Here is a 23,781-nt window from a genome sequence, read left to right on the forward strand (position 1 = left end):
CTTTTATTTAATTTATTTGAAGGCTAATTTTTTGTTAGTCTTCATATTCATAGAGAATTTTGACTTTGCCATAATCAACCAGTTTTGAAATTCTTCCTTGCTTACCACTTCAATGGCAATCGGCATAAAACCGTGATTAACACCGCAAAGTTCTGAACACTGACCATAATACACGCCTTTTTTGCTAATTTTAGTCCAAGTTTCATTGATTCTTCCAGGAACGGCATCCATCTTTATGCCCAGTGCTGGTACTGCAAAACTATGTATGACGTCTCCTGCCGTAATTAGAAATTTTACCGTAGTATTTTCTGGTATGATAACACGGTTATCGACATCTAATAAGCGTTTTTGACCAAGTTTTAATTTTTCATCGGTAATTAAATAACTATCAAATTCGATATTATCGTGATCAGGATATATATAATGCCAATACCACTGATAACCCACAACTTTAACAGTCATATCTATTTCAGGGATTTTTTCTGCAAAACGTAAAATACGAAATGATGGTATGGCAATAATAACTAAAATTATTATAGGGATTATCGTCCAAATAACTTCAATTAAGATATTATGAGAGAATTTTGCTGGAATAGGGTTGGCTTTTGCATTAAATCTAATACAAACATAGACTAGTAGAATGGTAATAAAGACAACTATTCCTCCTGATATTAACAGTAGGAAATTGTGAAACCCGTGAAGCTCTTCCATAAGAGGGCTTGCTGGAGTTTGTAACAACATTTGCCACGCCTGAGGTTCTGAGGCTAAGCAATCGTGAGCAAATAACAGATATAAAATTATAAATTTTTTCATATTTGGTATTAGTGGGTTTGATTCTATGTGTTATACTTAGCTAATATAAAATGATATGCAGTTTTATTAAAGTAAAAAATGACTCTAATGTTGGAAAAGCTGGAAGAATTTATTCTTGACTTTAAATTACCTTCTGATACGATCCGGCTTTGATAGCTTTAGGTTTTATGGGAGCATTATGGTCGGTCATTCAAAATTTAAAAACATTCAACACCGAAAAGGTGCACAAGATAAGAAAAGGGCAAAAATTTTTACTAAGCTAATTAGAGAAATTATCACTGCTGCTAAAATGGGAACTGATGTAAGCAATAATCCACGCCTGCGGAGTAGCATAGCTGCAGCACGCAGTCAGAATTTGTCAAAGGATCGAATAGATAAGGCAATAAGTGCAGCAAGTGATTCTAATAATAACGAAAATTATATAGAGATTAGATATGAAGGTTTTGCTCTAGGTGGTATTGCAATAATAGTAGAGGCTTTAACTGATAATAAAAATCGTACGGCTACTGAAATTAGAGCAGCTTTTAGCAAATTTGGTGGTAATTTAGGTGAAACTGGAAGTAGCAGTTATATGTTTGATCATCTTGGAGTAATACAATATCCGGCAAATTTAGCAACAACAGAAGCTATGTTTGACAGTAGCCTAGAGGCTGGAGCAAAAGATATGATTTCTGAAGAAGATACATATTTAATCTACACGGATATTGAGAACTTTATGCAAGCTGTTGATTTTCTGACCAATAAATATGGACATCCTGAAGAATCTTACGTAGGTTGGGTGCCTAAAAATACCATAATTATAGAAGATAATGATAAAGCAGAGAAGCTATTAAAATTAGTGGATATTTTAGAAGAAAGTGATGATGTGCAAAAAGTTTTTGGTAATTATGAATTATCTGACGCAATTTATGAAACTATGAAAGATGCTTAATATGGACTGCCAAGTTATTGTTTTAGCTGCAGGTAATGGTCGAAGAATGGATTCTACCTTACCAAAAGTAATGCATAAAGTTGGTGGTAGATCGATGCTTGATAGGGTGATAACCAATGCTCGGCAAGTGAGCAATGAAGTTATTTTAGTTCACTCATGGCAATTAGAAGAACATATTGTTTGTTATAAAGATATTTGTAAATTTATATTACAGCCAGAACCTCTTGGTACTGCTCATGCAGTATATACTGCTTTAGACTTAGTTGATGACAATAAAATTGTAGCAGTACTTTACGGAGATAATCCTTTAATCACCGCAAATATTATTAACGATTTATTAGACCACCTAATTTCTACAAATTCAGCCATTACAACGTTATGCTTTAGACGTGATAACCCGGGGCAATATGGACGAATAGTTACTGATGAACTAGGACATTTCTTAAAAATTGTGGAATTTAAAGAGGCAACGAGTGAAGAACAAGCTATAACAATTTGTAATTCTGGTATTATGGCTTTTGAAGCTGGTATATTAAAAAAATATCTACCTACTATTTTTTTAGGTAAGGTTGATAGATCAAAAGAGTTATATTTAACCGCCCTTGTAAAAATAGCTAAGGATAGCGGAGAAAAAGTATCATATTTGCTATCTTCAGACCACGACATAGTGCTTGGAGTAAATACTAAACAGGAGCTAGAAGAAGCTAATAAAACTATTGCTAAGTTAATGGGCAGGTAATACACACAAAATTCTTCAACGTAACTTAGCGTTTGCAATCACAATGATTTTACGCATTAATGCTACCATCGCCACCATTTTCTTTTTTCCTCTATTGATCAATTTTTCATAAAATACCTTCAGTTCAGAGTTAGAATTTCTAGCAGCCATAGCAGCTACAAACAACATAGGTCTAACAAAATTTCGACCATGACCTGTATGTCTATATCCGCTATATCTACCGCTAACCTGAATTCGATGTAACAAGTTACATCGAATTCAGTGTTATATTGTGGTCATGTTAGTTCATTTCTTAATAATTTTCATTATACATTATTTTCTTTAGAAATCGATCGAAGAAAATGTATTAGTAAGAAGAATTATTATTGCTACACCTGCTATTAAAATCATGGTTGATGACATAGTGGCAAGTAGGAATGGCATCTTTGGTAGTTAATGCTACTATGTACATTAACTACTGATTACAATTATACTACGCTGCAGGGTGTAAAGGTAATTTTATTATAGAGTAAGAATTGATTGATGGTGATATATCGAGAGTACTAAAAATTTCAACAAGGGCTGTGGTGAGGTCATAAATCATTTGGTCGGTATGGTTAGGTGTTGGGATGATTCTTAAACGTTCTGTGCCACGTGGTACTGTTGGGAAGTTAATATGCTGAACATAAATATTATATTTATCCAACAACATTTTAGAAGCTTGTTTGGCTTTAATTGGATCACCAATAATTATTGGTATAATATGACTATCATTTTTTAAATAATTCACTTTAGCTTTATCAAAAGATTCTTTTACCTTGGCTATTACCTTTTGGTAAGTTTCCCTCTCTATATTAGAATTTTTTAAATGACGAATACTGGCAGTTGCTGCTGAAGCAATAACTGGGGGTAGAGAGGTGGTGAATATAAAACCTGGTGCAGTAAGCCTTATAGAATCGATAATTTGACGATTGGCTGCAACATAACCACCAATAGTGCCATAAGCCTTACCAAGCGTTCCTTGGATCATATCAATTTTATCAGCACAACCCTGAAGATCGGCAATGCCAGCACCATGCTTGCCGTACAGACCAACTGTATGTACTTCATCAATAAAGGTTAAAGCATTATATTTTTTAGCTAAATTCACTATTTTTTCTATTGGTGAAAATAATCCGTCCATAGAATAAGCTGATTCAAAAACAATAATCTTCGGTCTATTAATATCCACCTTTTTGAGTAATTCTTCAAGATGGCAAGTATCAATGTGCCGATAAATATGTTTTTCAGCTTTTGAATTACAGATACCGGAAATAATAGAAGCGTGATTTAACTCATCTGAGAAAAAAACTATATTAGGCATTATTTTTGCCAGTGTTGCAAGGCTAGTATCATTGGCAACATAACCGGAAGTGAAAACTAGAGCTAATTCTTTATTATGTAGGATTGCTAGTTCCTTCTCTAATTCTATTATGCTGCTATTATTACCACCTATATTTCTTGTACCACCAGAACCAATTCCATATTTGGATATAGCATCTAACGCAGCTTTGGTAACATCTGGATGCTTACTCATACCAAGATAATCATTAATACACCACATTACAATTTCTTTATTACCATACCAAGCAGATGGAAAGTTATTTGCCTGTCTTTGAACAGGAACAAATTCACGATATCTTCCTTCTTGTTTAATTCTAGTTATATGGTGATCGAATATATTATTATAGTTAGACATTACATTATTTTTTTATACAGTTTAAAACCTACCTAACCTCAGTTCGATATAAGAATTAATAATTCTTATATCGATACTTGCTTTGTTATAAGGAAAAATGCACTCTTGAAGCGGCTGACGCGAGTGCATTTTAACTTTTTTCATCATTCAATATGTGATTTTAATTATTAAAATCACATATTGAATGGAGTATTATATTTTAACAATCAGGTGGGCAGCCGCTTCAAACCTGATTGTTTCTATATATAATACTGAATTCGATGTAACTTGTTACATCGAATTCAAGTTACCTAACCTACGCGAATTAGGGATAAGAATTGACAAATTCTTATCCCTAATTCGCGTAACCTCAGGTTACCTACGTCCAAATAATCGCTCAATATCTTTGAGTTTGAGTTCGATGTAAGTTGGTCTACCATGATTACACTGACCAGAAAATGGGGTTTTTTCCATTTGTCTTAATAATTCATTCATTTCTTCAGAAGATAATTTACGACCTGCTCTGATAGCATAATGACATGCATAGGTTTCTGTAACATGTTCAATCAATTGAATCAAGGAAATATTTTCACCAAGATCAGATAAATTATCTGCCAAGTCTTGGGTAAGTTGGTTTATATCGGTATTTCCAAATAAGCTTGGAGTCTCTGATACAATGATAGATCGCTCGCCAAATTTTTCTAGGCTTAAACCTAATTTAGAAAGATCATCCTTTTTATTATACAATAAATCAGCTCTTTTGACATCCGGTAATTCTACTATCTCAGGCATGAGTAATCGTTGCTTAATTAAGCCATTGTTACTTATCATTTGCTTAATTTTCTCGTATCCCAAACGCTCATGTGCTGCATGTTGATCTACGATAATAATACTATCTGCTGTTTGTGATATTATATAAGTGCCGTGCAGTTGGGCTCTTGCTGCTCCGAGTGCAACATTAGACTTTTTGCATAACTCTACTTCTGCTGGTAATTTAGGCAATGGTACTAGACTTGAATCCGTAACGGAATTTGCCGTACTGCTTGAAGGGTGAGGTTTCAATCCTCCTGCAGATTCCCTAGTAGAAGTGAATTTTGCAAGAGGTTTATTATTACAATCTAGGTCTAGGATATCATCCTCTAGCACTTCTACTTTAGCATGTGGGTCTGTCTTTATTAATTGTTGCTGAACATTAGAACTATCATTGTGCCTAGGAATGGTTAAATTTTGAGCCTTATAAGTACTGATATTATCAGATATACTCAAACCATCTGGATATACTTTATTAGAAGAGGTATGGTTCTTTTGAAATGCCTTATTTGTTTTAACAAAGTTAGTAGTAGTATTTCGAAAAAGACCTAAGGCAGTTGTGGCAATATTCGTTGACACCATATGACTTCTAGTGGCAAGGGCATCTTTGATAGAGCTTATCAGTAATCCCCGTATAGTACCCGGATCATGAAACCTTACTTCTGTTTTGGCAGGATGTACATTAACGTCAACCATGTGGGGATCTATCTGTAGAAACAAAACTGAAACTGGATGTCTATCCCGAGCTAAATAATCCTGATAAGCTAGTCTTAGAGCGATTTGTAGTAATTTATCCTTAACGGGTCTATTATTAACAAATAAAAACTGATCCTCAGCAGAAGCTCTATTAAAGGTAGGAATGCTGGTAAAGCCATATACTGATATTTCCGGTCTTTGTAGATTAATATGGACAGAATTTTCAATAAAATCATAACCCAATATATCAATTATTCTTTGCTTTAACAGATCATCAAAATTTCCATCTTGACCTTTTACTTTTATGATATTTTTGCCATCATGAGATAAATTAATGCTGATTTTAGGATGAGCTAATGCAATTTTCTTGATTACATCAACTGAAGCTGCTAATTCAGTTTTATCAGATCTTAAAAATTTTAGTCTTGCAGGGGTAGCAAAGAATAAATCACGTATTTCAATCTTAGTACCCTCGTTATGAATGGTAGGTTTAATCTCTTTATTATGCCCACCGCTAGATTGTATATGATAAGCCCTATCAGCCCCACGTGCCTTTGAAGTAATCAACATCTTACTTACAGAACCTATTGAAGGTAATGCCTCTCCACGAAAGCCAAAAGTGTGAATATTTTGTAAATCTGATTCATCAAGTTTAGAAGTAGTATGACGTTCTACGGCAATTTTTAGATCTTCTTCAGACATGCCTATTCCGTCATCAGAAATAATAATAAGATTTTTCCCTGCTTGCTGTAAGCTTATATCTATCTTAGTGCTAGCTGCATCAATAGCATTCTCAACTAGTTCTTTTACCACCGAAGCTGGTCGTTCAATTACTTCCCCAGCAGCGATGCGGTTTATAGTACTATCTGACAGGAGTTTTATCTTCATTACTTACTAACACAAATGTTTTACTACAATAAGGACACACAATAGAGCCTTTGGTTGAATCAATCTCCAAATAAATTCTTGGATGATCAAAAGGTGGTTCTTTGCCAAAACATGATACGGATGTAGAGATAGTCTCAATAATTTCCATATTTTGCATAAATTTGAAGCTATATAAGAGTTTTTTAGTATCTTACTACTATAAAACATAAGTGAAATTTATTCAAAATAAAAATCACTAATTATATTAGTGGTCTAGAAAATAATGATATAATAGAGAAAGAATCCTTTCACCAAACCATTTTATTAAATTGTTGGTAAAAATTTTAAAAATCATTTTACTAACCACTATAATCATTATGGTGATAAGGAAACTATAAATAATATCAGCTGGGTAATGCATAGCAAGAGTAATACGTGAGACTGCTACTAATAAAACAATCAAAAAGGCTATAATTTTTTGCCACATTGTTATATATGGCCAAATACAGTAAGATACCATTAATGCTAATCCGGAGTGACTGCTTGGAAAACTGGATAAACATCTTTCAACTTCAACATGAGCAATTGTTACAAAACTATTAAGAGGTAATGAGCAAAATGGTCTAGGTATATTAACCGAAAACTTAAATAGAGCATAAGTACAACCGAATATAGCATAAATTATACCAATCATTACCATTTTATTATATATAGACCAAAATTTGATCTGACGCTGATTAAAATCTTGAATCTTTTTTAACTGGATATAGAAATATCCACAATATATAAAATAAACGATAGCAAAGTTGGTAATATTAAAACAATAAGAGATAATTTGTAGAATATAAGCTATTATGCTAAAATGGTTAGTAATTCTATTGATCCACAAGAATATCTCTTGATTAAGACCATGGAAATTATATAAAAGTTCAAACATTTTCAATTTCAATTTTGTTTGGTTTAAGTATATGCTACAAATAACAGTGCTAGGATGTGGCTCATCACTTGGTATGCCGATAATTAATTGTGATTGCAATATATGCACTTCTACTTCAAGTTACAATAAAAGAACTAGATCATCAATATACATCGATGATGGTAATAGTCAAATTCTTGTTGATTTTGGTTTTGACATCAAAAATCAATTAATGCGAGAAAAGATTAAAAAATTGGACGGTGCTATATTAACCCATTATCATGCAGATCATGTGAACGGTATTGATGATTTACGTATATTTCCATTTTTCCAAAAGACACCACTAGAAATTTTTTCTGACAGTAGCACAGCATTGAAAACTGAGAATCGTCACCAACATTTATTTGCTCCGGACAAACTGATTGCAAGACCGGTAGATTTTTTTGCAAAATTTAAAATTAATACCATAAATGTACAATTCTTCAGACAACATCATGGTCCTATAGATAGTTTAGGTATTAGAATGGATGATTTTGTATATTCTAGTGATGTGCTAGCTTTTCCGGCAGAATCTAAACCATTCTTGAAAAATATCAATGTTTGGATATTAGACTGTATGGCGTATGAATCTAATGATTGCCATGCAGGATTAGATAAAATTTTACAGTGGAACGATGAATATAAACCTCAACAAATATTATTAACGAATATGAATCATTTTATTGATTACCATGAGATATCAAAAATATTGCCAAGTAATATAAAACCTCTATATGATGGTTACAAATTTATAGTTTAACAAACCTGAGTTACCCCAATTCGGGATAAAAATTAGTTAATTCTCATCCCGAATTCACGTAGGTCTATCAACTTTTCAAATTATTAGGAGTATATGATAATACTCGATAAGGTTTCAAGAAACTATGGCAAAACCTATGCTGTTAAAGATATTAGTCTTGAGTTCAAGAAAAAAGAAACTATAGCGATTATAGGATCTTCTGGTAGTGGTAAATCTACTTTATTGCGAATTATCAATGCTTTAGAAGTTCCCACCAGTGGGCATGTGTTAATCGATGACAAAAAATTGACGCAAAAAAATAAAAGGAAACTTTGTCTTAAAATTGGCATGGTTTTTCAAGCGTTTAATCTTTTTCCGCACTTAAATGTCCAAGATAATTTAATATATGCTCCTGTTAATATTTTAGGAATGAAGCAAATGGCTGCCATTGCTAAGGCAGAGAAATTATTAGAACAATTTGGTTTAAGACAAAGAATTACCGCCTTTCCTGTCAATTTATCTGGGGGACAGAAACAAAGAGTGGCGATTTGCCGAGCCTTGATGATGAATCCAGAAATAATGTTATTTGACGAGCCTACTTCAGCTTTAGATCCTGAAAATATTAAAGATATTATTGAAATTATATCTTTATTTAAAAGTCAAATAACCATGATTGTAGTTACTCATCATATTAAATTTGCCAAAGCCATAGCCGATAGGATAATTTTTATGGATCACGGACAAGTTTTAGCTGATCAGCCGGCAGTAGAGTTTTTTGAAAAACCCAAATCTCATAGAGCAAGATTATTTTTAGAGAATATAGGTGATTTAATGTGAGTAATAAAAGTCTTATAAAGTTAATAATTATTCTATGCATTAGTATTGTCATTACTTTCTGTGCACGTAAACTAGTAGCTGCACAATTTGCTGCTTTTTCTTGGGATAACCAAAAAAGTATAACTTGTTTTATAATGATTTTGGTGATTATCAGTATAGTTTATAATTCCTTTAGCCAAAAAGGTATAAGGATACTCTCTATTCAATTATTAACTTGGGGCGGAATTTTCTTAATTATAATTACTAGTTATGCTTTCAAGTTTGAGTTAAATTACGCCGCTCAAAGAGTCATATCCGTACTAATACCATCATATAATTGGGTCAATAAACAAGGAGAATTAGTAATTAGTCGTAGTAACGATGGGCATTTCTACGTTAACGCCGTGGCAAACGGAATAAAAATTAAATTTATGATTGATACCGGAGCAAGTGATGTTGCTCTTACTATTAGTGATGCTAAAATGCTAGGATTTGACTTATCAAAACTAAATTACACTAAAACTTACTCTACAGCTAATGGTACGAGTAGGGCTGCTCCCGTGAGATTAAATAGTGTTGAGATTGGTAGAGGAGCTTTTTTTAGAAATGTTGAAGCTCACATAGGTACTGGCGGTCTTGACGTATCGTTACTAGGCATGTCGTTATTAGAGCGTTTTAAAGGTTTCAGAATAGATCGAGATATGTTGATTTTGAGTTATTAGGTGTATACTCTTCTAGGAAACAACTATCTAACATATTGATTTTCGAGCATTTTTGCTTCTTCCATTATGAACTTGATAGCACTTATCAAGTGTTAGCTCCTAACAAACTGCTTCTAATAGTTTGTTTTTACATAATGCGTAGTGGTGCTACTTTGAAGAATTGCGTTGTCGATATCGTTTTTGGTCTTGTAGTACCATTACTTACATTGGTATTTTTAGGCAAAGTCTCCATGCACCGTAGCTCGGATAACAGCGAAACTACTTATTTTGACTTCGTATATCAGCAACTATCGTCTGCAATTGGTCTAGATCTACCATTCCTGCTATTAATTTACCATTAATAATATAAGCAGGTACTCCCTGTATTTTTAAACCCTTTGCTAACTTAACATTTTTGTCGATGAGATTTTTTATTTCATCTTTATTGATTTCTTCCGCAATTACTTCAGGATTTAGATCATTTACTAGTAACAATTTTTCTACAGATTCTTTGGTAATAGATTTTAAGTCCATTAAACCATTATGAATATCTTGAAACTTACTCGGAGTGGTTTTATAAACAGCTAAAGCAATAGTTGCAGCATAATTAGATGCATCACCAAGAATCGGGAACGGTTTTAAAACGACTTTAACCCCCGTATCTAATTTGATTAACTGGTTAATAAAGTTATGACCTTTTCTACAATAACTACAATTATAATCATAAAAAGTAGCGATGACTACATCTCCATTCGGGTTACCAAGTACAGGAGATGTAAGAGAATCTTCTATTTCAGATTTATTATCTTTTATATATTCGCCAGTTTTTATTTCCATTTCTTGCATTTTACGCTGCTGAAGACCTTCTATTGCCTGAATGATTATTTCGGGATTATTTAATAAATATTCTTTTATAATTTGTTCAGTTTTTTCCACTTCTTCTTTTCTGTCTAACACTTGCTGATCGAGAGTGTTAATCGAAACCGTAGTAGAAGCACTAGGAGTCTTCATAGTTTTATAAGCAAATAATGCTAGAAGAACAACAACAATAATTAATAATACTTTACCAACAACATTATGCATAATATTTTTCTATTAAATAGATTAGTTTGTTATAAATGGTTTATTAGTCCAAGTTATATAGTATATTGGCGTCCATATATGACACTCATGTACCTTATTTCAGCATTTTAGTTACTTTTCTATAATTTTCAAGCATTTTAGTTATTTGCCGATAATTTACTTTACCTATTGGTAGAATTGGTATTTCTTTAACATGGATAATAACTGGTATATTCTTTTGGTTTGAGTCTATTGAATTTTTATGCATTATTTCTATGAATTTTTCACTATTTATGGTCTGACTTGTGGTCAATAGAAAAATCTGTTTGTCTTTATTATCATTATCAGGACAAATAGCAACATGCTTACTATCAACATCGATCATATTAGCTAAATCCTCTATTAATATCAGCGTAATTACTTCTTCTATTGTAACAAATTGCTGAATACGATCTAATAAGGTAAGATATCCATCTTCATCAATTTTTACTATATCTCCAGTATCATACCATCCCAAACCCAATTCTTCTGATGATGTAGGGTGGATAATTCCGGGATTATTAGAGTGCATATAGCCAAGCATAATATTTGGTCCTTTGATGAATAGTTGTCCTACCCCCTCTATTCCAATAGACCTCTCGCATAATTCTATTTCTGCTGGTAATTTATTCGTACTACCGGTACTCTGCTCTTCACCTACATTTGAGTACGCTACGGTTCGAAGCTCCGTGGTTTCTTTAAATTCCTCAGCAGAAGCAAATTCTGCAAGAGGTCTATTGTGAATTGGTCTAATATAATATTCTATTTTAGGCATCAAACGCCCTACACTTCCAGCACGATAATGCATTGGGGTATTACAAGATATTATTGGAGATGTTTCTGACGTACCATATCCTTCAAAAATTCTTATACCAAACTTATCAAGCCATAATTCCCTTGTGTCTTTTCTCAGTTTCTCACTACTGGCAAATACGTATCTTATAGAATAAAAATCATAAGGATGAGCATAGACAGCATAACCATGCAAAAATATATCCGTACCAAACATAATTGTCGCTCCGATATCGTATATTACCTCAGGAATACTCCTATAATGCAGAGAAGACGGGTAAAGAAACACTGGTATAGCATTGAGTGTCATCATTATTATTCCAGATAAACCAAAACAGTGAAAAAGCGGTAAAGCCATAAAGGCAGAATCATCAGGACTAAAATGTACCTTAGCTAGAAGTTGGCATCGATTAGCCTGCAAGTTCCTATGTGATAATACTACAGCTTTAGCTGTTGCTGAAATACCAGAAGTAAATACTACAACTGACGGATCATTATCATCATAACTGCTACATATATTGTTGTAATAACTTTGTGGGAAGAAGCTGGCTATAATAGCCTTAATTTTTAAATATAAATCAATTCTTTGTGTTAAATCTTCAAGGTAAATAATTTTTATATTGGCTGCTAAGATTTTTGCTACCACTTCCTGTAATCCAGCTTTTTCAACAAACTGTTTTGAAGTATATACCATTTTAACTGACGTTGTTTTACATGAAGCCACTATATTGCTCACCTCACTCATATAGTCAATCATAACTGGTCGACGGCAGCAGGCTTGCATAGCATAAAAAGTAACCATAGTTTCAACCATATTAGGTAGCATAAGACCTACATAGTCAGCTACTTCCGTATCCTGTTTTATTAAATTTGCTAAAGTAAAAGATCCCAATATTAATTGGCGATAGGTAACAGATTTATCATCAATATCTTGTATTATTTTTTTGTTAAAACCGTAAGATTTTGCTGTCTCAATTAGAGACTGAAATATAGTATTTTGATAATCAGAGCTTTCAAACATCATATCAGCCATGATATCATAAAGAGCCTGACCTATATATTTACGCTTTTCCCTATTATCTATATTCAGCTTAGAAGGAAATTTTACTGGTGGCAAAATAGTAATAGTAACCTTAGGAAATATCCGTGTTTTTAATATATTCTTAAGTTTAGAAAAATGAGTAAATTGTGTACCATCTATTCTTACAGGTAGAATTGTCGCATCAGATTTCTCAGCAATCATGCCAGGTCCTTCATATATCTTCATTAAGGAACCAGTAATACTTATTCTTCCTTCAGGGAATATAGCAACTTTTTTATCTTTTTGTACTTCCCTAATCAAGCTCTTTATAGCCATTGAATTAGAAGGATCAATTGGTAAAGTTTTTGCCATCGTTAAGAATGGTTTTACCCACCACACTTTAGCCATAGTTGTATTAATGGCAAAAGTCATTTCTTCAGGTAGATAAGTTGCAAGTAAGGCAGGATCAAGATATGAAATATGATTGGCGATAACTACTGATCTTTTACCAGCTTTATAAAAATTTTCAATACCTTTTACTTCCACTCTGTACATGCAATCAAAAAGAAATTTTAAAATAGCTCGGTTAACAGCAAAAGGTACTATTTTTACTTCGGGAATTAATTGATAAATATAATAAGCTACCACTATGTTGAGCAGACTAATAAATAATATAACGGATGGTATCGAATATTCCCAATAGAACAACAACGACAATATTGCAGTGGAGCCAGCCATAAATATAGCATTAACAAAATTATTTATAGCAATTATTCTACTACGATGAGCTGAAGAACTCAAATATTGTAATACTGCAAAAAGTGGAACAATATATAGCCCCGCAATAGCAGCTATAAAAAATAAATCGATAATGATCCGCCAATTATGCTTTTTAGATAAAAAGACAAATATACTCTTTAACTGTTCCGGTTCATAATGAACTGCACTAATGCGACTGGCAAAAAATAAATCAATACCAAATATACTGATACCAAGTGCCGAGACAAAAACATATTTCGTGGTAATTTCATTTCCAAAAATCTTACTACACCAAAAAGAACCAACCCCTACTCCAATTGAAAATGTTGCAAGGAACAAATTAGCAACATTTTCATCCGCTCCAAAAGTATCTTTAGCAAGAGATGGAATTTGGGCAAGTATTGCTGCACTGATAAACCAAAACCAAGATATACCAAGAATTGCTAGATATACTTGCTTTTTAGCTTTAGCATATTTAATCATTTCTATACTTTCACGAAATAAATTTAAATTTATTTTAATTTCACAGTTAGAATTATTCGATCTTGGCATAAAATAACTAGCAACAACACCAACCATAGCAATTATTATCAGAATAGTGATGATTAAATTGCCACTTATAGTGTAGTATCCTCCAATAATAGTACCAACTAAAATAGAGATAAATGTTCCTGCCTCAACAAATCCATTAGCTCCCAATAGTTCATTTTTGTATAAATGGTCTGGCAGAACACTGTATTTGATTGGTCCAAAAAATGTTGAATGTATACCCATAAAAAATATAGACAAAAAAAGTATTACTAAATTATTATTGAAAAATCCATAAGTAGCGAAAAGCACTATGGATAGTTCAAATAATTTAATGATTTTAACTAAAGTTGATCGCTCGTATCTATCAGCCACTTGCCCTGCAATACTTGCAAATATAACAAAAGGCAATACAAAAATAGTATTAGCAGCAAGTACAAGCAATTGGGTTGATTCTACCAATTGACTAGATAGTTTATAAGTAATTAATATAATTAGAGCATTTTTTAGTATACTATCATTCATACAACCACAAAATTGTACTATGAAGATAGGCAAAAAACGCATATCTCGAAATAAATATAATTGATTTGATGGCATGCTTTCTCTAGAGACATATTTAGTTGTAGTATGTAATTTGTTACTCGATAATCAACTTTTTTCTAAGTCATAACAATTGGCTTATTGCAGGACAAATTTTTGTGTTAGTTTTTATAATGCTGAAACTTTTAGGTTAATAAGGTTGTAAAAATTAAGGTAAAATTTTATGTATAGATTATTTTTAATTTTCTGAAATTTTTCCGTGATATTATTTAGTTTACTTATTTTTTCTAAAAATTCTTTCATTTCATTTTTTTTAAGTAATGGTATGTGTATATTACAAAGCTGTTCATAAGTTAAATTCGCTCTAACAGCTCCATATTTTGTATCGTATTTGCCAATAATGGCTAAATAATATTTTGACTTTAAAATATGTAATAAATATTCGGATGGTAGAATATCTTGGAATTTTTTTAAAACTCTAAAGACGGTATAAATACCACTTACATAACCACCGCTTAAATCCTCAAAGACTAAACCTAAAGAACCCACATTAATCCTATGCGGATTATATACCAAATCTCCAGCTTGAACCTGCTTGTATTTTTGGTTTATGTCCTCACCTTTTAAAATTTCATTGTCAAAAACACCAATACTATTACTTACACCTAAAATTCTAAAATCTGTAATTGGCTGTAAAGAGGGCTCTGTTTTTTCTGTTATCTCCTCAATATAATTACCAAGTTTTATAATATCACCTTTTAAATTAGCAAAAATATCAAAATAATCATAAATCCACAAACTATAACCATTCTTGGCGATTTCAGTTGATTCTATTATAGCAGATTCAATTTCTAAAACAGTCTTTTTATTGTTGAAAGCATCAAGTGCAGCTGGCAAATCATTGTCCTTAATTGGCTTCTTTCTTGAACCAAGTTCATGACCAACCGCATTAACTACAAAAAAGAATGTGTTTGATATCTTTCTGTTTTTCTCGAAATACACAATACTTGTTTTTGTTGGTGTGTAAGGTTCAAAAAGCTTTCTTGGCAATGAAACAATAGAAACATTTGATGAGTTATTAAAAATATACTCTCTTACCTTTCCAACATCGCCCCCATCTGAAAGAAAGTTTTCTTTTACAAGCAAACAACCTCTACCACCTAGTTTTAAAGCTTCAAAGCAATGTAAAGCACAAATAGCGTCACCATTATTTGATTGAATTGGATACAAATACCCAAACCTTGTTTGTTGCGAATATGGTGGATTTGTAATTACAATATCATATTTTTGATTTACATAATCAGAAATGGTGTCTTGTTTTTTGATATTACTATGTCCGTCTCCGAACAAAATCATATTCATTTTTGCAATTCTTGCATTTACAGTAATCTCAGAACCGTGAATTGTTTTTTTTCTTAGAATATTTTGCACCTCATCGTTAAACGAAGTTCTGATTTTTAAATATCTAAACGCTTCAATTAAAAACCCTCCTGTACCACAAAAAGGGTCATAAATGGTTTCGCCAATTTTAGGATTAACCATACTTATCATTGTTCTTACAATGTTTCTAGGTGTAAAATATTCGCCTAAATCTTTAATTTTGATGCCTTGGTAAGCATTTTTTAAAAAATACTCAAAAGCATCACCATTCACATCACTATCTGAAGCTGTAAGGTTAAGTTTTGAAATCTCATAAATAATCTCTTCAAAAATATCAGGTGAATTAATAGGGAATGCTTCGCTAAAAATATCACCATATTTCTTGTTAATCTTAATCCAAACAACATCTTTCACATATTGATACAATTCGTTTCCTTTTCTCTGAGAAAATGAACTCCATCTAAGGTACTCATCTAATGTATTCTCCTCACCCCCCAACATCTTTAGAACAGAAATCTCATCAAGAATTTTTAAAAACAAAATATCAGAAAATGCTCCAAATCTATCAATACCTGCTTGTAGACCATCCTCTCTTAGTAAATTAGCTGCCCTTTTAAATATCTTAATAAGCTCGTCTCTTGAATGCTGAATAAAATTTACTGCAGATAGTATTTCAGATCCTTCGTTAACAAATCTGAGTGCCGTATGATGATTTACAAATTGCCTTACATCTTCTCCATCAATTTTAAGATTACGCCCATTATACAAATATTGGGTTTCAATATAACTTCCATTATAAGCAAATATAAGTGGCGTATTTAGTGGTTTAGCATACAAATTCAATGCTTGGTTTATTGCTAATTGTATACTTTCATTCGGTTTTTTTGCCTCAATTATTATTATTGGTTCATTACTTCCTTCCTTGTATAGCACAAAGTCAGGCATTTTACCATTAAGTAATTCTTTTTGCTTTGTAAGTTTCACTCTTTGTTGAAATACGTTACATTTTGGGTCTTTTTCATCGACAATCCAACCAAGATTATCAAGTTGGACTAAAATATCATGCGTTATAGACGCTTCTAATCTTTTAGTATACATATAGCAAAACTTACGCTATGTAAGGTTCTAAATAGCGTAAAGAGGGTGAACGTAACTGCTGTTGCATATAATGATCTAAAAGCCCTAACTTTATTTGATAAACCGTCTTACCTATTTTGTGTGCAGTTCTTTTTAGAAAAGCCCACACTAAAAATGCACAACTAATGTGATTACGCTGGATGCGTTGTTTTCTGCATTGGCATCGTTCTATACCGGTAAGTTGCTTGATTTCTCTATGCATGCTCTCAATTACCCAACGAAAGCCACACTCATCTTGTACGGCTTTAGAAGATTTTTGAGTTTTGTTATTGGTAACAATATAATCAACTCTGTTGGTAGAAACAGTAAGTTTAAACAAATTAACATGCTTATCTTTTGCAAAGCCCTTTATATGAATCTCCACTCCGCTCTTAATTTCCTCATCTGAAAACGTTAACTTGCTAACAGCTTTATAAGGCTTAGAAGAGGAAGTTTTAGTAACGTTTCTATTTGCTTTAATAGGAGCATAATAATATTTACCCAAGGAATCAACATGTTGCATAATTTTATGCGTAGCATACCATGTGTCAAAAAGCACAGTTTGAAAAGGAATCTTTTTGCTATACACAGCATTATTTAACATATTTAATAGGTGTTCTACTTTTGTCGCTCCATCATGTTCGGGCGAAAAAATTCGGTAATCTATTACCCAAAACTTATTAATATCCGGATTATAATATACCAAACTTACTACTCCTATACCAGTAGTAATACCACCTGTAGCCCCACTGTACTGTGATCTAGCAATTTCTATTTTCTTGGTATTTCTTTTATTTAACACCGTATCATCAAATATTGTATATCCGTTAGGCGATAAAATAACATCATCCTTAATATGTTCCCATAACAAAGAAGGTGTATATTTTTCATTTTTTAAAAATCTATTAATAACATCATGGCTACATTTTTTGGCATGTTCAGCATAGTAGGTCAAACTATAATTCTTTTGACTCACTATTAGAAATTGACAGTAATCTATCCTATTAACTGGTATTGCTTGCAATTTTATCCTCTTGGCATTTGTAAATTATACTCAACATAATGTACCATTTTTTTTCTCATAGCGTAAGTTTTGATAGAATATTCCAATTTCACAAAACAGCTTGTTTTATCAACAAATTAAACATATCGTAATTATCTCTGTTATTATATCTACAGAACTCATCAACGTATTTTTGCGAGTGTTGTGATGATACACGGTAATAAATAACCTGAATTTAATATAACAAGTTATTCCAAATTCGGTTATATCTATAAATATAACAGATTTTTATGATCCACTAATAGCTGTTTTCATTATTTTTGCGGTATTGCTTATTTTGTTTATCCCCTAACCAGTACATTACTATTACTCTACTATTACTCATTCTTTAAAAGGCTTATTCTTATCCCAAACTAATGGTTAATTGGAACAGAAAGTACTTTAAATTAAGTTAGCTCTAAGGCTGCTTCTTCTAGTACATTAATTTGATCTCGTATTTTTGCCGCCTGTTCAAATTCTAAATTACTAGCCTTTTCATACATTTCCTTCTTTAATCTATCGATATGAGCTTTCAATTTCATTGGATTGTCCAATAATATATGAGTTTGTTTTTTATTATCTAACTTACTATCCAATTTTTCTAATTCGATTAGTGCATGGATATGGTGATTAATTGTCTGCGGTACTATACCATGTTGCCTATTATATTCCTCCTGAATTTTTCTTCTTCTATATGTCTCACCTACAGCCTTATCAATAGACTTGGTGTTGCGATCTGCGTAGAGTATTACTCTTCCTTGACTATTCCTTGCAGCCCTGCCGATAGTTTGAATTAATGAGACTTCAGAACGCAAAAAACCTTCTTTATCAGCATCAAGTATCGCAACAAGTCCACATTCTGGAATATCTAAACCTTCTCGCAATAAATTAATACCAACAATAATATCTATAGTACCTTGGCGTAAATCTCTTATGATTTCCATACGTTCAAGAGTATGAACATTAGAGTGCAAATATGATACTTTATACCCTAATTCTTGTAGATAATTTGTTAAATCTTCTGACATTTTTTTAGTTAATGTTGTCACTAAAACACGAAATCCTTTATTTATCGTATATTGGATCTCACTTATCAAATCTTCAACTTGGTTAGTCGCTGGTTTTATAATACATTCTGGGTCTAGTAGTCCCGTTGGTCTGATAATTTGTTCGACCATAATCCCTGCTGTTTCTTCCAATTCAAAAGACCCAGGTGTTGCCGAGACAAAAATCGTCTGAGGTCTAAAATCTTGCCATTCTTCAAATTTTAATGGTCTGTTATCTAAGGCTGATGGAAGGCGAAACCCGTGTTCCACTAATACTTCTTTTCTTGCCCTATCACCATTATACATTGCTCTAATTTGCGGGACAGATACGTGACTTTCATCGACAAATAGTAAAGCATCTTTAGGCAAATATTCAAATAAGGTTGGCGGGGGTTGCCCATTTGCTTTACCAGTTAGGAATCGAGAGTAATTCTCAATGCCTTTGCAACTGCCAGTTTCCATCATCATTTCCATATCATATTGGGTACGCTGATTTAATCTTTGAGCCTCTACTAATTTATCATGTGCTTTAAGAAATTCTAAGCGTCGTTGTAATTCCTCTTCAATTTGCGATATAGCATTTTGTACTACTTCTTTAGGTGTTACAAAGTGGGACTTAGCATAAATCACAGCTTGATCCAATTTAGCTAATTTTTCACCTGTAAGCGGATCAAATTCGCTTATATATTCAATTTCATTGCCAAAAAATGACAATCGCCAAGCTTTATCGTTATAATGTACTGGAAATATATCAATATTATCACCTTTTACCCTAAACGTACCGCGTTCAAACCCCACATCATTACGCTCATATTGTAAATTTACTAAGTCATTAAGCAATTTATCTCTAGCATAAATTTCCCCAGACTTAAGGCTTATTGTCATCTGATAATAAAGATTTGGTGAACCAAGACCATAAATACAAGAAACTGAGGATACAACAATTACATCCCGACGTTCCAGCAGTGACCTAGTAGCAGAGTGTCTTAATAAATCTATTTGTTCATTTATCGAAGAATCTTTTTCTATATAAGTATCGGTTTTTGCAATATATGCTTCAGGTTGGAAATAATCATAATATGATACAAAATATTCAACGGCATTATTGGGAAAAATTGCCTTCATTTCTGAATAAATTTGGGCAGCTAATGTCTTATTATGTACCATAATAAGCGATGGTCTACCGGTTCTCTTAATAATATTTGCCATAGTAAAGGTCTTACCAGAACCAGTAATACCAAAGAGTATTTGTGAACGCATTCTAGATTCAAGACCTTTAACGATTTCATTAATTGCTTTTGGCTGATCGCCAGCTGGACTATATTTAGATACTATTGAAAACTTATTTATCATTAACTTGTAACTTGCTAAAAGTTTATTATATGTGGATAATAGTTTTATAACTATAAAAATAGGATAACAATTATGCACAAAATAATTCTATACACTGTCATAATTTATACATTAACATATTGCCCCTATTGCACTAAGGCAAAAAAACTACTTAATCGAAAAAATATATCTTACAAAGAAATAATCGTAGACAATTATAGTGACAAGCAAAGATTAGAGTTGCAAGCTAAAGCTAATGGACAACGTACATTACCACAAATATTCATTGATGGTAAGCATATTGGTGGATGTGATGCTCTTCATAAACTTGAAGAAGAAGGTAAGTTAGATGAATTAGTAAAATAATATCATATAATTATGACAGCAAAAATTCTAAGAATAAAAGTATTAAGTCATGGTAACTTGGTTTGAATATACTTGACTTATGGGTGATAATAATTTACTTTAACGCAGGTTACATGGCGGATGTAGCTCAGTTGGTTAGAGCATCAGATTGTGGATCTGAGGGTCGCGGGTTCAAGTCCCGTCATTCGCCCCATATTTGTTAGGTTAAAAATTCTTCTCTCAGATAAAGCCATAGGGTAATTTAAAAGTCACGATCAGTAGTTGCTATTAGCGAAAAATATCTATTGTATTTTCATGTTTGAGAAGCAGCAATAAATTAAGCATTCGTAGCTCAGCTGGATAGAGCGTTGCCCTCCGAAGGCAGAGGTCGTTGGTTCGAATCCAATCGAATGCACCAATTACTTGAGAGTCTAAGGATTTAATAATGAGTGAAAAAGGTTCTATAATAGTGGCTTTTACCTTTTGCACAAATTTGATATTTATTATAAAGGTTACCAACGTACTTCTGGGGGTAAAGACATTAATATTGCTTCAACGTTGCCATCTGTCATTAAGCCAAACATTGTCCCACGATCATATAATAAGTTAAATTCAACATATCTACCACGACGCACTAATTGATAATCCTTTTGTTCACTAGTCCAAGGCAGTAACATCTTTGTTCTAACAATTTCAGGATATACTGTTAAAAATGTTTGTCCTACGTCCTTAGTAAAAGAAAAATCATTATTAAAATTTCCAGTATTTAAATAATCATAAAATATACCGCCTACTCCCCTTGGCTCATTTCTATGTTTTAAGTAAAAATACTCATCACATTGTTTTGTAAATTTAGGATAATAATTTGGATCATGTTTATCACAAGCATGTTTAAAAGCATTATGAAATTTTGTCGTCTCATTTTCATTAGGGTAAAATGGCGTTAGGTCTCCACCACCGCCAAACCAATGATTAGCAGTTTCAATATAGCGGGTGTTGAAATGTACCGCTGGTACCAATGGAGAAGTAAGATGAGCCACGATAGAAATACCAGTAGCAAAGAATTGCCTACTATTTTCCGTACCCGGTATATTTTTACTAAACTCTGGAGATAATTCTCCAAAAACTGTAGAAATATTCACCCCAACTTTCTCGAATAAGTTACCACGCATTACAGACATTACGCCACCACCGCCGTTTTTTCTGTCCCATGGTGTTCGTATGAATCTCGCAGCAGCTAAACCTTGCACCTTACTATATTCAAGTTCAATTTTCTCGAATTCAGTACATACTTGATCACGTAAATTTGTAAACCATGTTACTACTTTCTCTTTGTTGCTAATCATAATAATTTATACCATCACTATAGTGGGAATGTTAAAACAACTTATTATATCTCTTTCTAGTTTTGAAAGAATTCCTGCTAAGTAAACGTCTTATTTCATTTCTCATAAAATAAATGATAACTAAAAATATACTAGAAGTAGTCATAATATAAAAGGCAGGGGCATAAAACAAGCCTGTTTTTTCAACAAGCCAACGAGAAATAAGAGGAGAAGTACCACCAAATATAGCAATACCCAAATTATAACTAAAGGATACCCCTGAAAATTTTTGTTCAGGAGTAAATAAAGATATAATAAAGCTATAGGCTGCCCCAGCTATTGCCCCACTAAGAATACCTAAGATAGTTAGTGCTAGAATTTGTTGCCACATGAACGGTAATGACATAGATAACAAAATAGGTAAAGCTAATATCAAGATTGCTAAGCTTATTAAAGCTAAAGTCTTAAATTTTCCAATAATATCAGTTAATCCACCAAATAATGGCATAGATACCATCGATATAAAATTTGCATATAACATATAAGTAAGAGCAATTGTATTATCAAGGTGCATAACATCATGGTAATACACAATGATATAGGTTTTTACTAAATAGACGACGCTACTAGCAACTGCACCTGTACAAAAGGTTAAAAACATCGCTTTCCAAGCTGTCTTAACTACGTTGATAAAAGGTGCTTTTAAAGTTTTCTTTTGTTCAGCTAACATTTTGAAAATTGGAGTCTCTGATACACGAAGACGCAAATAGAAACCGACAAGCCCCATAGCCCCGCCTAGTAAAAATGCAAAACGCCAAGCAAAATCAAAATGATAAAAATATTGTTCAATAATAATTCCTACAAGGGTGGCTATTAACGTACCAGCCATATTTGAGCCATGTACTAAACCAGCAGTAAAACCTGGTCGTAAATTTTGATGATGTTCTAGAATAAAAATAGCAGCTCCAGCCCCTTCACCACTAATACATAAGCCTTGAAAAAGACGCATTATGATTAATATTATCGGTGCATAAACTCCTATGTCATGATAAGAAGGAATTAGTCCCATAGTAAATGTTGGTATAGTCATACCAAGCATGGAAATAATTAAGGCTATACGCCTTCCATATTTATCGCCAACATAACCAAAAAATATACCACCAATTGGTCTAGTAATGAATCCTACTGCAAATACCCCGAGAGCCAATAATATTTGTAAAAATTTTGAGCTTGAAGGAAAAAATGTGTGACCAATTACTAATGCAAATACTGAATATACTGTGAAATCATAATATTCTAGTATATTTCCTGAAATTGCTGATAAAAAAACGGATTTAGGTTTGCTCATCTATATCTTATCAATCAAATTTAATTAAATCGGATTATAGACTACTTAACCAACTTATAAAGTGTAAAATAATTTTATTTTTTGCGACAAGCTATATATATTACAGGAAAGTTAATTACTATTTAGTATATAGTGATTATTATACAATACAGGTAGATAATAATTAGTAGTTTATATCATTCTATAGCTTGATTTTTTTGACAATCTCTTCCACTATGTATGTTGTATACTACTCGTATCTGAAAGAGTTGTATAGACGATAGAATTAAAATCATGATTAGTAGCAGGAGTCAAAGGGTCGAGGTGCTAGGCGTACATTTAGTACGTGGTTACCTATGAT

At 32.5% G+C, this 23,781-nt stretch carries 18 protein-coding genes, 2 tRNA genes and 1 pseudogene; 8 read left to right on the forward strand and 13 right to left on the reverse strand.

Annotated features, from left to right (window positions below; translation table 11 throughout):
- Nucleotides 1–12: 12 nt before the first annotated feature.
- Nucleotides 13–813 (reverse strand): cytochrome c oxidase subunit II, encoded by an 801-nt coding sequence (coxB, locus tag AAGD19_RS01620; protein ID WP_341748057.1) that lies wholly within the window; start codon nt 811–813, stop codon nt 13–15.
- 178 nt (nt 814–991) lie between these two features.
- Between coxB and AAGD19_RS01625 the strand changes: the two genes are divergently transcribed.
- Entirely contained in the window at nt 992–1,744 is a 753-nt protein-coding gene (locus AAGD19_RS01625) for a YebC/PmpR family DNA-binding transcriptional regulator (protein ID WP_341748058.1), read from the forward strand.
- On the forward strand, nt 1,737–2,483 hold the full coding sequence (locus AAGD19_RS01630) for a sugar phosphate nucleotidyltransferase (RefSeq protein ID WP_341748059.1): 747 nt from the start codon (nt 1,737–1,739) through the stop codon (nt 2,481–2,483). The genes AAGD19_RS01625 and AAGD19_RS01630 overlap by 8 nt, the downstream gene beginning before the upstream one ends.
- A 15-nt stretch (nt 2,484–2,498) precedes the next feature.
- Here the strand turns inward: AAGD19_RS01630 and AAGD19_RS01635 are convergent.
- From AAGD19_RS01635 to AAGD19_RS01655, 5 genes and pseudogenes are all read right to left on the reverse strand, one after another.
- Nucleotides 2,499–2,708, reverse strand: a pseudogene (locus tag AAGD19_RS01635) (IS110 family transposase); the annotation flags it as partial.
- A 247-nt stretch (nt 2,709–2,955) separates the two neighbouring features.
- Nucleotides 2,956–4,200 carry a 5-aminolevulinate synthase gene (gene hemA / locus AAGD19_RS01640; protein WP_341748061.1) on the reverse strand — a complete coding sequence of 415 codons (1,245 nt, stop codon included), beginning with the start codon at nt 4,198–4,200 and terminating at the stop codon, nt 2,956–2,958.
- 354 nt (nt 4,201–4,554) lie between these two features.
- Entirely contained in the window at nt 4,555–6,573 is a 2,019-nt protein-coding gene (gene mutL / locus AAGD19_RS01645) for a DNA mismatch repair endonuclease MutL (protein WP_341748062.1), read from the reverse strand.
- Nucleotides 6,548–6,721, reverse strand: coding sequence for a zinc-finger domain-containing protein (locus tag AAGD19_RS01650; protein WP_341748418.1), 174 nt, complete (start codon nt 6,719–6,721; stop codon nt 6,548–6,550). The genes mutL and AAGD19_RS01650 overlap by 26 nt, the downstream gene beginning before the upstream one ends.
- A gap of 96 nt (nt 6,722–6,817) precedes the next feature.
- Nucleotides 6,818–7,489, reverse strand: coding sequence for a phosphatase PAP2 family protein (locus AAGD19_RS01655; RefSeq protein ID WP_341748063.1), 672 nt, complete (start codon nt 7,487–7,489; stop codon nt 6,818–6,820).
- Between the two features lie 73 nt (nt 7,490–7,562).
- Here AAGD19_RS01655 and AAGD19_RS01660 point away from each other — a divergent pair, with 73 nt between their 5' ends.
- From AAGD19_RS01660 to AAGD19_RS01670, 3 genes are all read left to right on the forward strand, one after another.
- On the forward strand, nt 7,563–8,267 hold the full coding sequence (locus tag AAGD19_RS01660) for an MBL fold metallo-hydrolase (protein WP_410520828.1): 705 nt from the start codon (nt 7,563–7,565) through the stop codon (nt 8,265–8,267).
- Nucleotides 8,268–8,360: 93 nt separating this feature from the next.
- The gene (locus AAGD19_RS01665) at nt 8,361–9,083 is read left to right on the forward strand and encodes an amino acid ABC transporter ATP-binding protein (RefSeq protein ID WP_341748065.1); all 723 of its coding nucleotides are present in this window, start codon (nt 8,361–8,363) and stop codon (nt 9,081–9,083) included.
- Nucleotides 9,080–9,784 (forward strand): TIGR02281 family clan AA aspartic protease, encoded by a 705-nt coding sequence (locus tag AAGD19_RS01670; RefSeq protein ID WP_341748066.1) that lies wholly within the window; start codon nt 9,080–9,082, stop codon nt 9,782–9,784. The genes AAGD19_RS01665 and AAGD19_RS01670 overlap by 4 nt, the downstream gene beginning before the upstream one ends.
- A 258-nt stretch (nt 9,785–10,042) precedes the next feature.
- Here the strand turns inward: AAGD19_RS01670 and AAGD19_RS01675 are convergent, their stop codons facing one another.
- The 5 genes from AAGD19_RS01675 to uvrB all read right to left on the reverse strand — a co-directional run bounded on the left by AAGD19_RS01675 (nt 10,043) and on the right by uvrB (nt 20,441).
- Complete coding sequence (locus tag AAGD19_RS01675) at nt 10,043–10,846, reverse strand: DsbA family protein (protein WP_341748067.1); 804 nt, start codon at nt 10,844–10,846, stop codon at nt 10,043–10,045.
- Nucleotides 10,847–10,940: 94 nt separating this feature from the next.
- The gene (locus AAGD19_RS01680; protein ID WP_410520821.1) at nt 10,941–14,564 is read right to left on the reverse strand and encodes an acyl-[ACP]--phospholipid O-acyltransferase; all 3,624 of its coding nucleotides are present in this window, start codon (nt 14,562–14,564) and stop codon (nt 10,941–10,943) included.
- Between the two features lie 111 nt (nt 14,565–14,675).
- Nucleotides 14,676–16,985 carry an N-6 DNA methylase gene (locus AAGD19_RS01685; RefSeq protein WP_341748068.1) on the reverse strand — a complete coding sequence of 770 codons (2,310 nt, stop codon included), beginning with the start codon at nt 16,983–16,985 and terminating at the stop codon, nt 14,676–14,678.
- A gap of 10 nt (nt 16,986–16,995) precedes the next feature.
- Nucleotides 16,996–17,979, reverse strand: coding sequence for a transposase (locus tag AAGD19_RS01690; protein ID WP_341747233.1), 984 nt, complete (start codon nt 17,977–17,979; stop codon nt 16,996–16,998).
- Nucleotides 17,980–18,452: 473 nt separating this feature from the next.
- Entirely contained in the window at nt 18,453–20,441 is a 1,989-nt protein-coding gene (uvrB, locus tag AAGD19_RS01695; protein ID WP_341748419.1) for an excinuclease ABC subunit UvrB, read from the reverse strand.
- A 75-nt stretch (nt 20,442–20,516) separates the two neighbouring features.
- Between uvrB and grxC the strand changes: the two genes are divergently transcribed.
- From grxC to AAGD19_RS01710, 3 genes are all read left to right on the forward strand, one after another.
- On the forward strand, nt 20,517–20,789 hold the full coding sequence (gene grxC / locus AAGD19_RS01700) for a glutaredoxin 3 (protein WP_341748069.1): 273 nt from the start codon (nt 20,517–20,519) through the stop codon (nt 20,787–20,789).
- A 116-nt stretch (nt 20,790–20,905) separates the two neighbouring features.
- Nucleotides 20,906–20,982: transfer RNA gene (locus tag AAGD19_RS01705), tRNA-His, on the forward strand.
- Nucleotides 20,983–21,109: 127 nt separating this feature from the next.
- A tRNA-Arg gene (locus AAGD19_RS01710) sits at nt 21,110–21,186 on the forward strand.
- A 94-nt stretch (nt 21,187–21,280) separates the two neighbouring features.
- Here the strand turns inward: AAGD19_RS01710 and hemF are convergent.
- Nucleotides 21,281–22,117, reverse strand: coding sequence for an oxygen-dependent coproporphyrinogen oxidase (gene hemF, locus AAGD19_RS01715; protein ID WP_410520829.1), 837 nt, complete (start codon nt 22,115–22,117; stop codon nt 21,281–21,283).
- Nucleotides 22,118–22,145: 28 nt separating this feature from the next.
- Nucleotides 22,146–23,441, reverse strand: coding sequence for an MFS transporter (locus AAGD19_RS01720; RefSeq protein WP_341748071.1), 1,296 nt, complete (start codon nt 23,439–23,441; stop codon nt 22,146–22,148).
- Between the last annotated feature and the right edge of the window lie 340 nt (nt 23,442–23,781).

Origin of the sequence: Candidatus Tisiphia endosymbiont of Dascillus cervinus (assembly GCF_964026405.1) — a bacterium.
In the GTDB taxonomy this organism is placed as follows: domain Bacteria; phylum Pseudomonadota; class Alphaproteobacteria; order Rickettsiales; family Rickettsiaceae; genus Tisiphia.

What these genes read in the sequence shown, in the direction of transcription:
- coxB (WP_341748057.1), bottom strand. Translation starts at nt 813, where the DNA reads ATGAAAAAATTTATAATTTTATATCTGTTATTTGCTCACGATTGCTTA.
- AAGD19_RS01625 (WP_341748058.1), top strand. Translation starts at nt 992, where the DNA reads ATGGTCGGTCATTCAAAATTTAAAAACATTCAACACCGAAAAGGTGCA.
- AAGD19_RS01630 (WP_341748059.1), top strand. Translation starts at nt 1,737, where the DNA reads ATGCTTAATATGGACTGCCAAGTTATTGTTTTAGCTGCAGGTAATGGT.
- hemA (WP_341748061.1), bottom strand. Translation starts at nt 4,200, where the DNA reads ATGTCTAACTATAATAATATATTCGATCACCATATAACTAGAATTAAA.
- mutL (WP_341748062.1), bottom strand. Translation starts at nt 6,573, where the DNA reads ATGAAGATAAAACTCCTGTCAGATAGTACTATAAACCGCATCGCTGCT.
- AAGD19_RS01650 (WP_341748418.1), bottom strand. Translation starts at nt 6,721, where the DNA reads ATGGAAATTATTGAGACTATCTCTACATCCGTATCATGTTTTGGCAAA.
- AAGD19_RS01655 (WP_341748063.1), bottom strand. Translation starts at nt 7,489, where the DNA reads ATGTTTGAACTTTTATATAATTTCCATGGTCTTAATCAAGAGATATTC.
- AAGD19_RS01660 (WP_410520828.1), top strand. Translation starts at nt 7,563, where the DNA reads ATGCCGATAATTAATTGTGATTGCAATATATGCACTTCTACTTCAAGT.
- AAGD19_RS01665 (WP_341748065.1), top strand. Translation starts at nt 8,361, where the DNA reads ATGATAATACTCGATAAGGTTTCAAGAAACTATGGCAAAACCTATGCT.
- AAGD19_RS01675 (WP_341748067.1), bottom strand. Translation starts at nt 10,846, where the DNA reads ATGCATAATGTTGTTGGTAAAGTATTATTAATTATTGTTGTTGTTCTT.
- AAGD19_RS01680 (WP_410520821.1), bottom strand. Translation starts at nt 14,564, where the DNA reads ATGCCATCAAATCAATTATATTTATTTCGAGATATGCGTTTTTTGCCT.
- AAGD19_RS01685 (WP_341748068.1), bottom strand. Translation starts at nt 16,985, where the DNA reads ATGTATACTAAAAGATTAGAAGCGTCTATAACGCATGATATTTTAGTC.
- grxC (WP_341748069.1), top strand. Translation starts at nt 20,517, where the DNA reads ATGCACAAAATAATTCTATACACTGTCATAATTTATACATTAACATAT.
- AAGD19_RS01720 (WP_341748071.1), bottom strand. Translation starts at nt 23,441, where the DNA reads ATGAGCAAACCTAAATCCGTTTTTTTATCAGCAATTTCAGGAAATATA.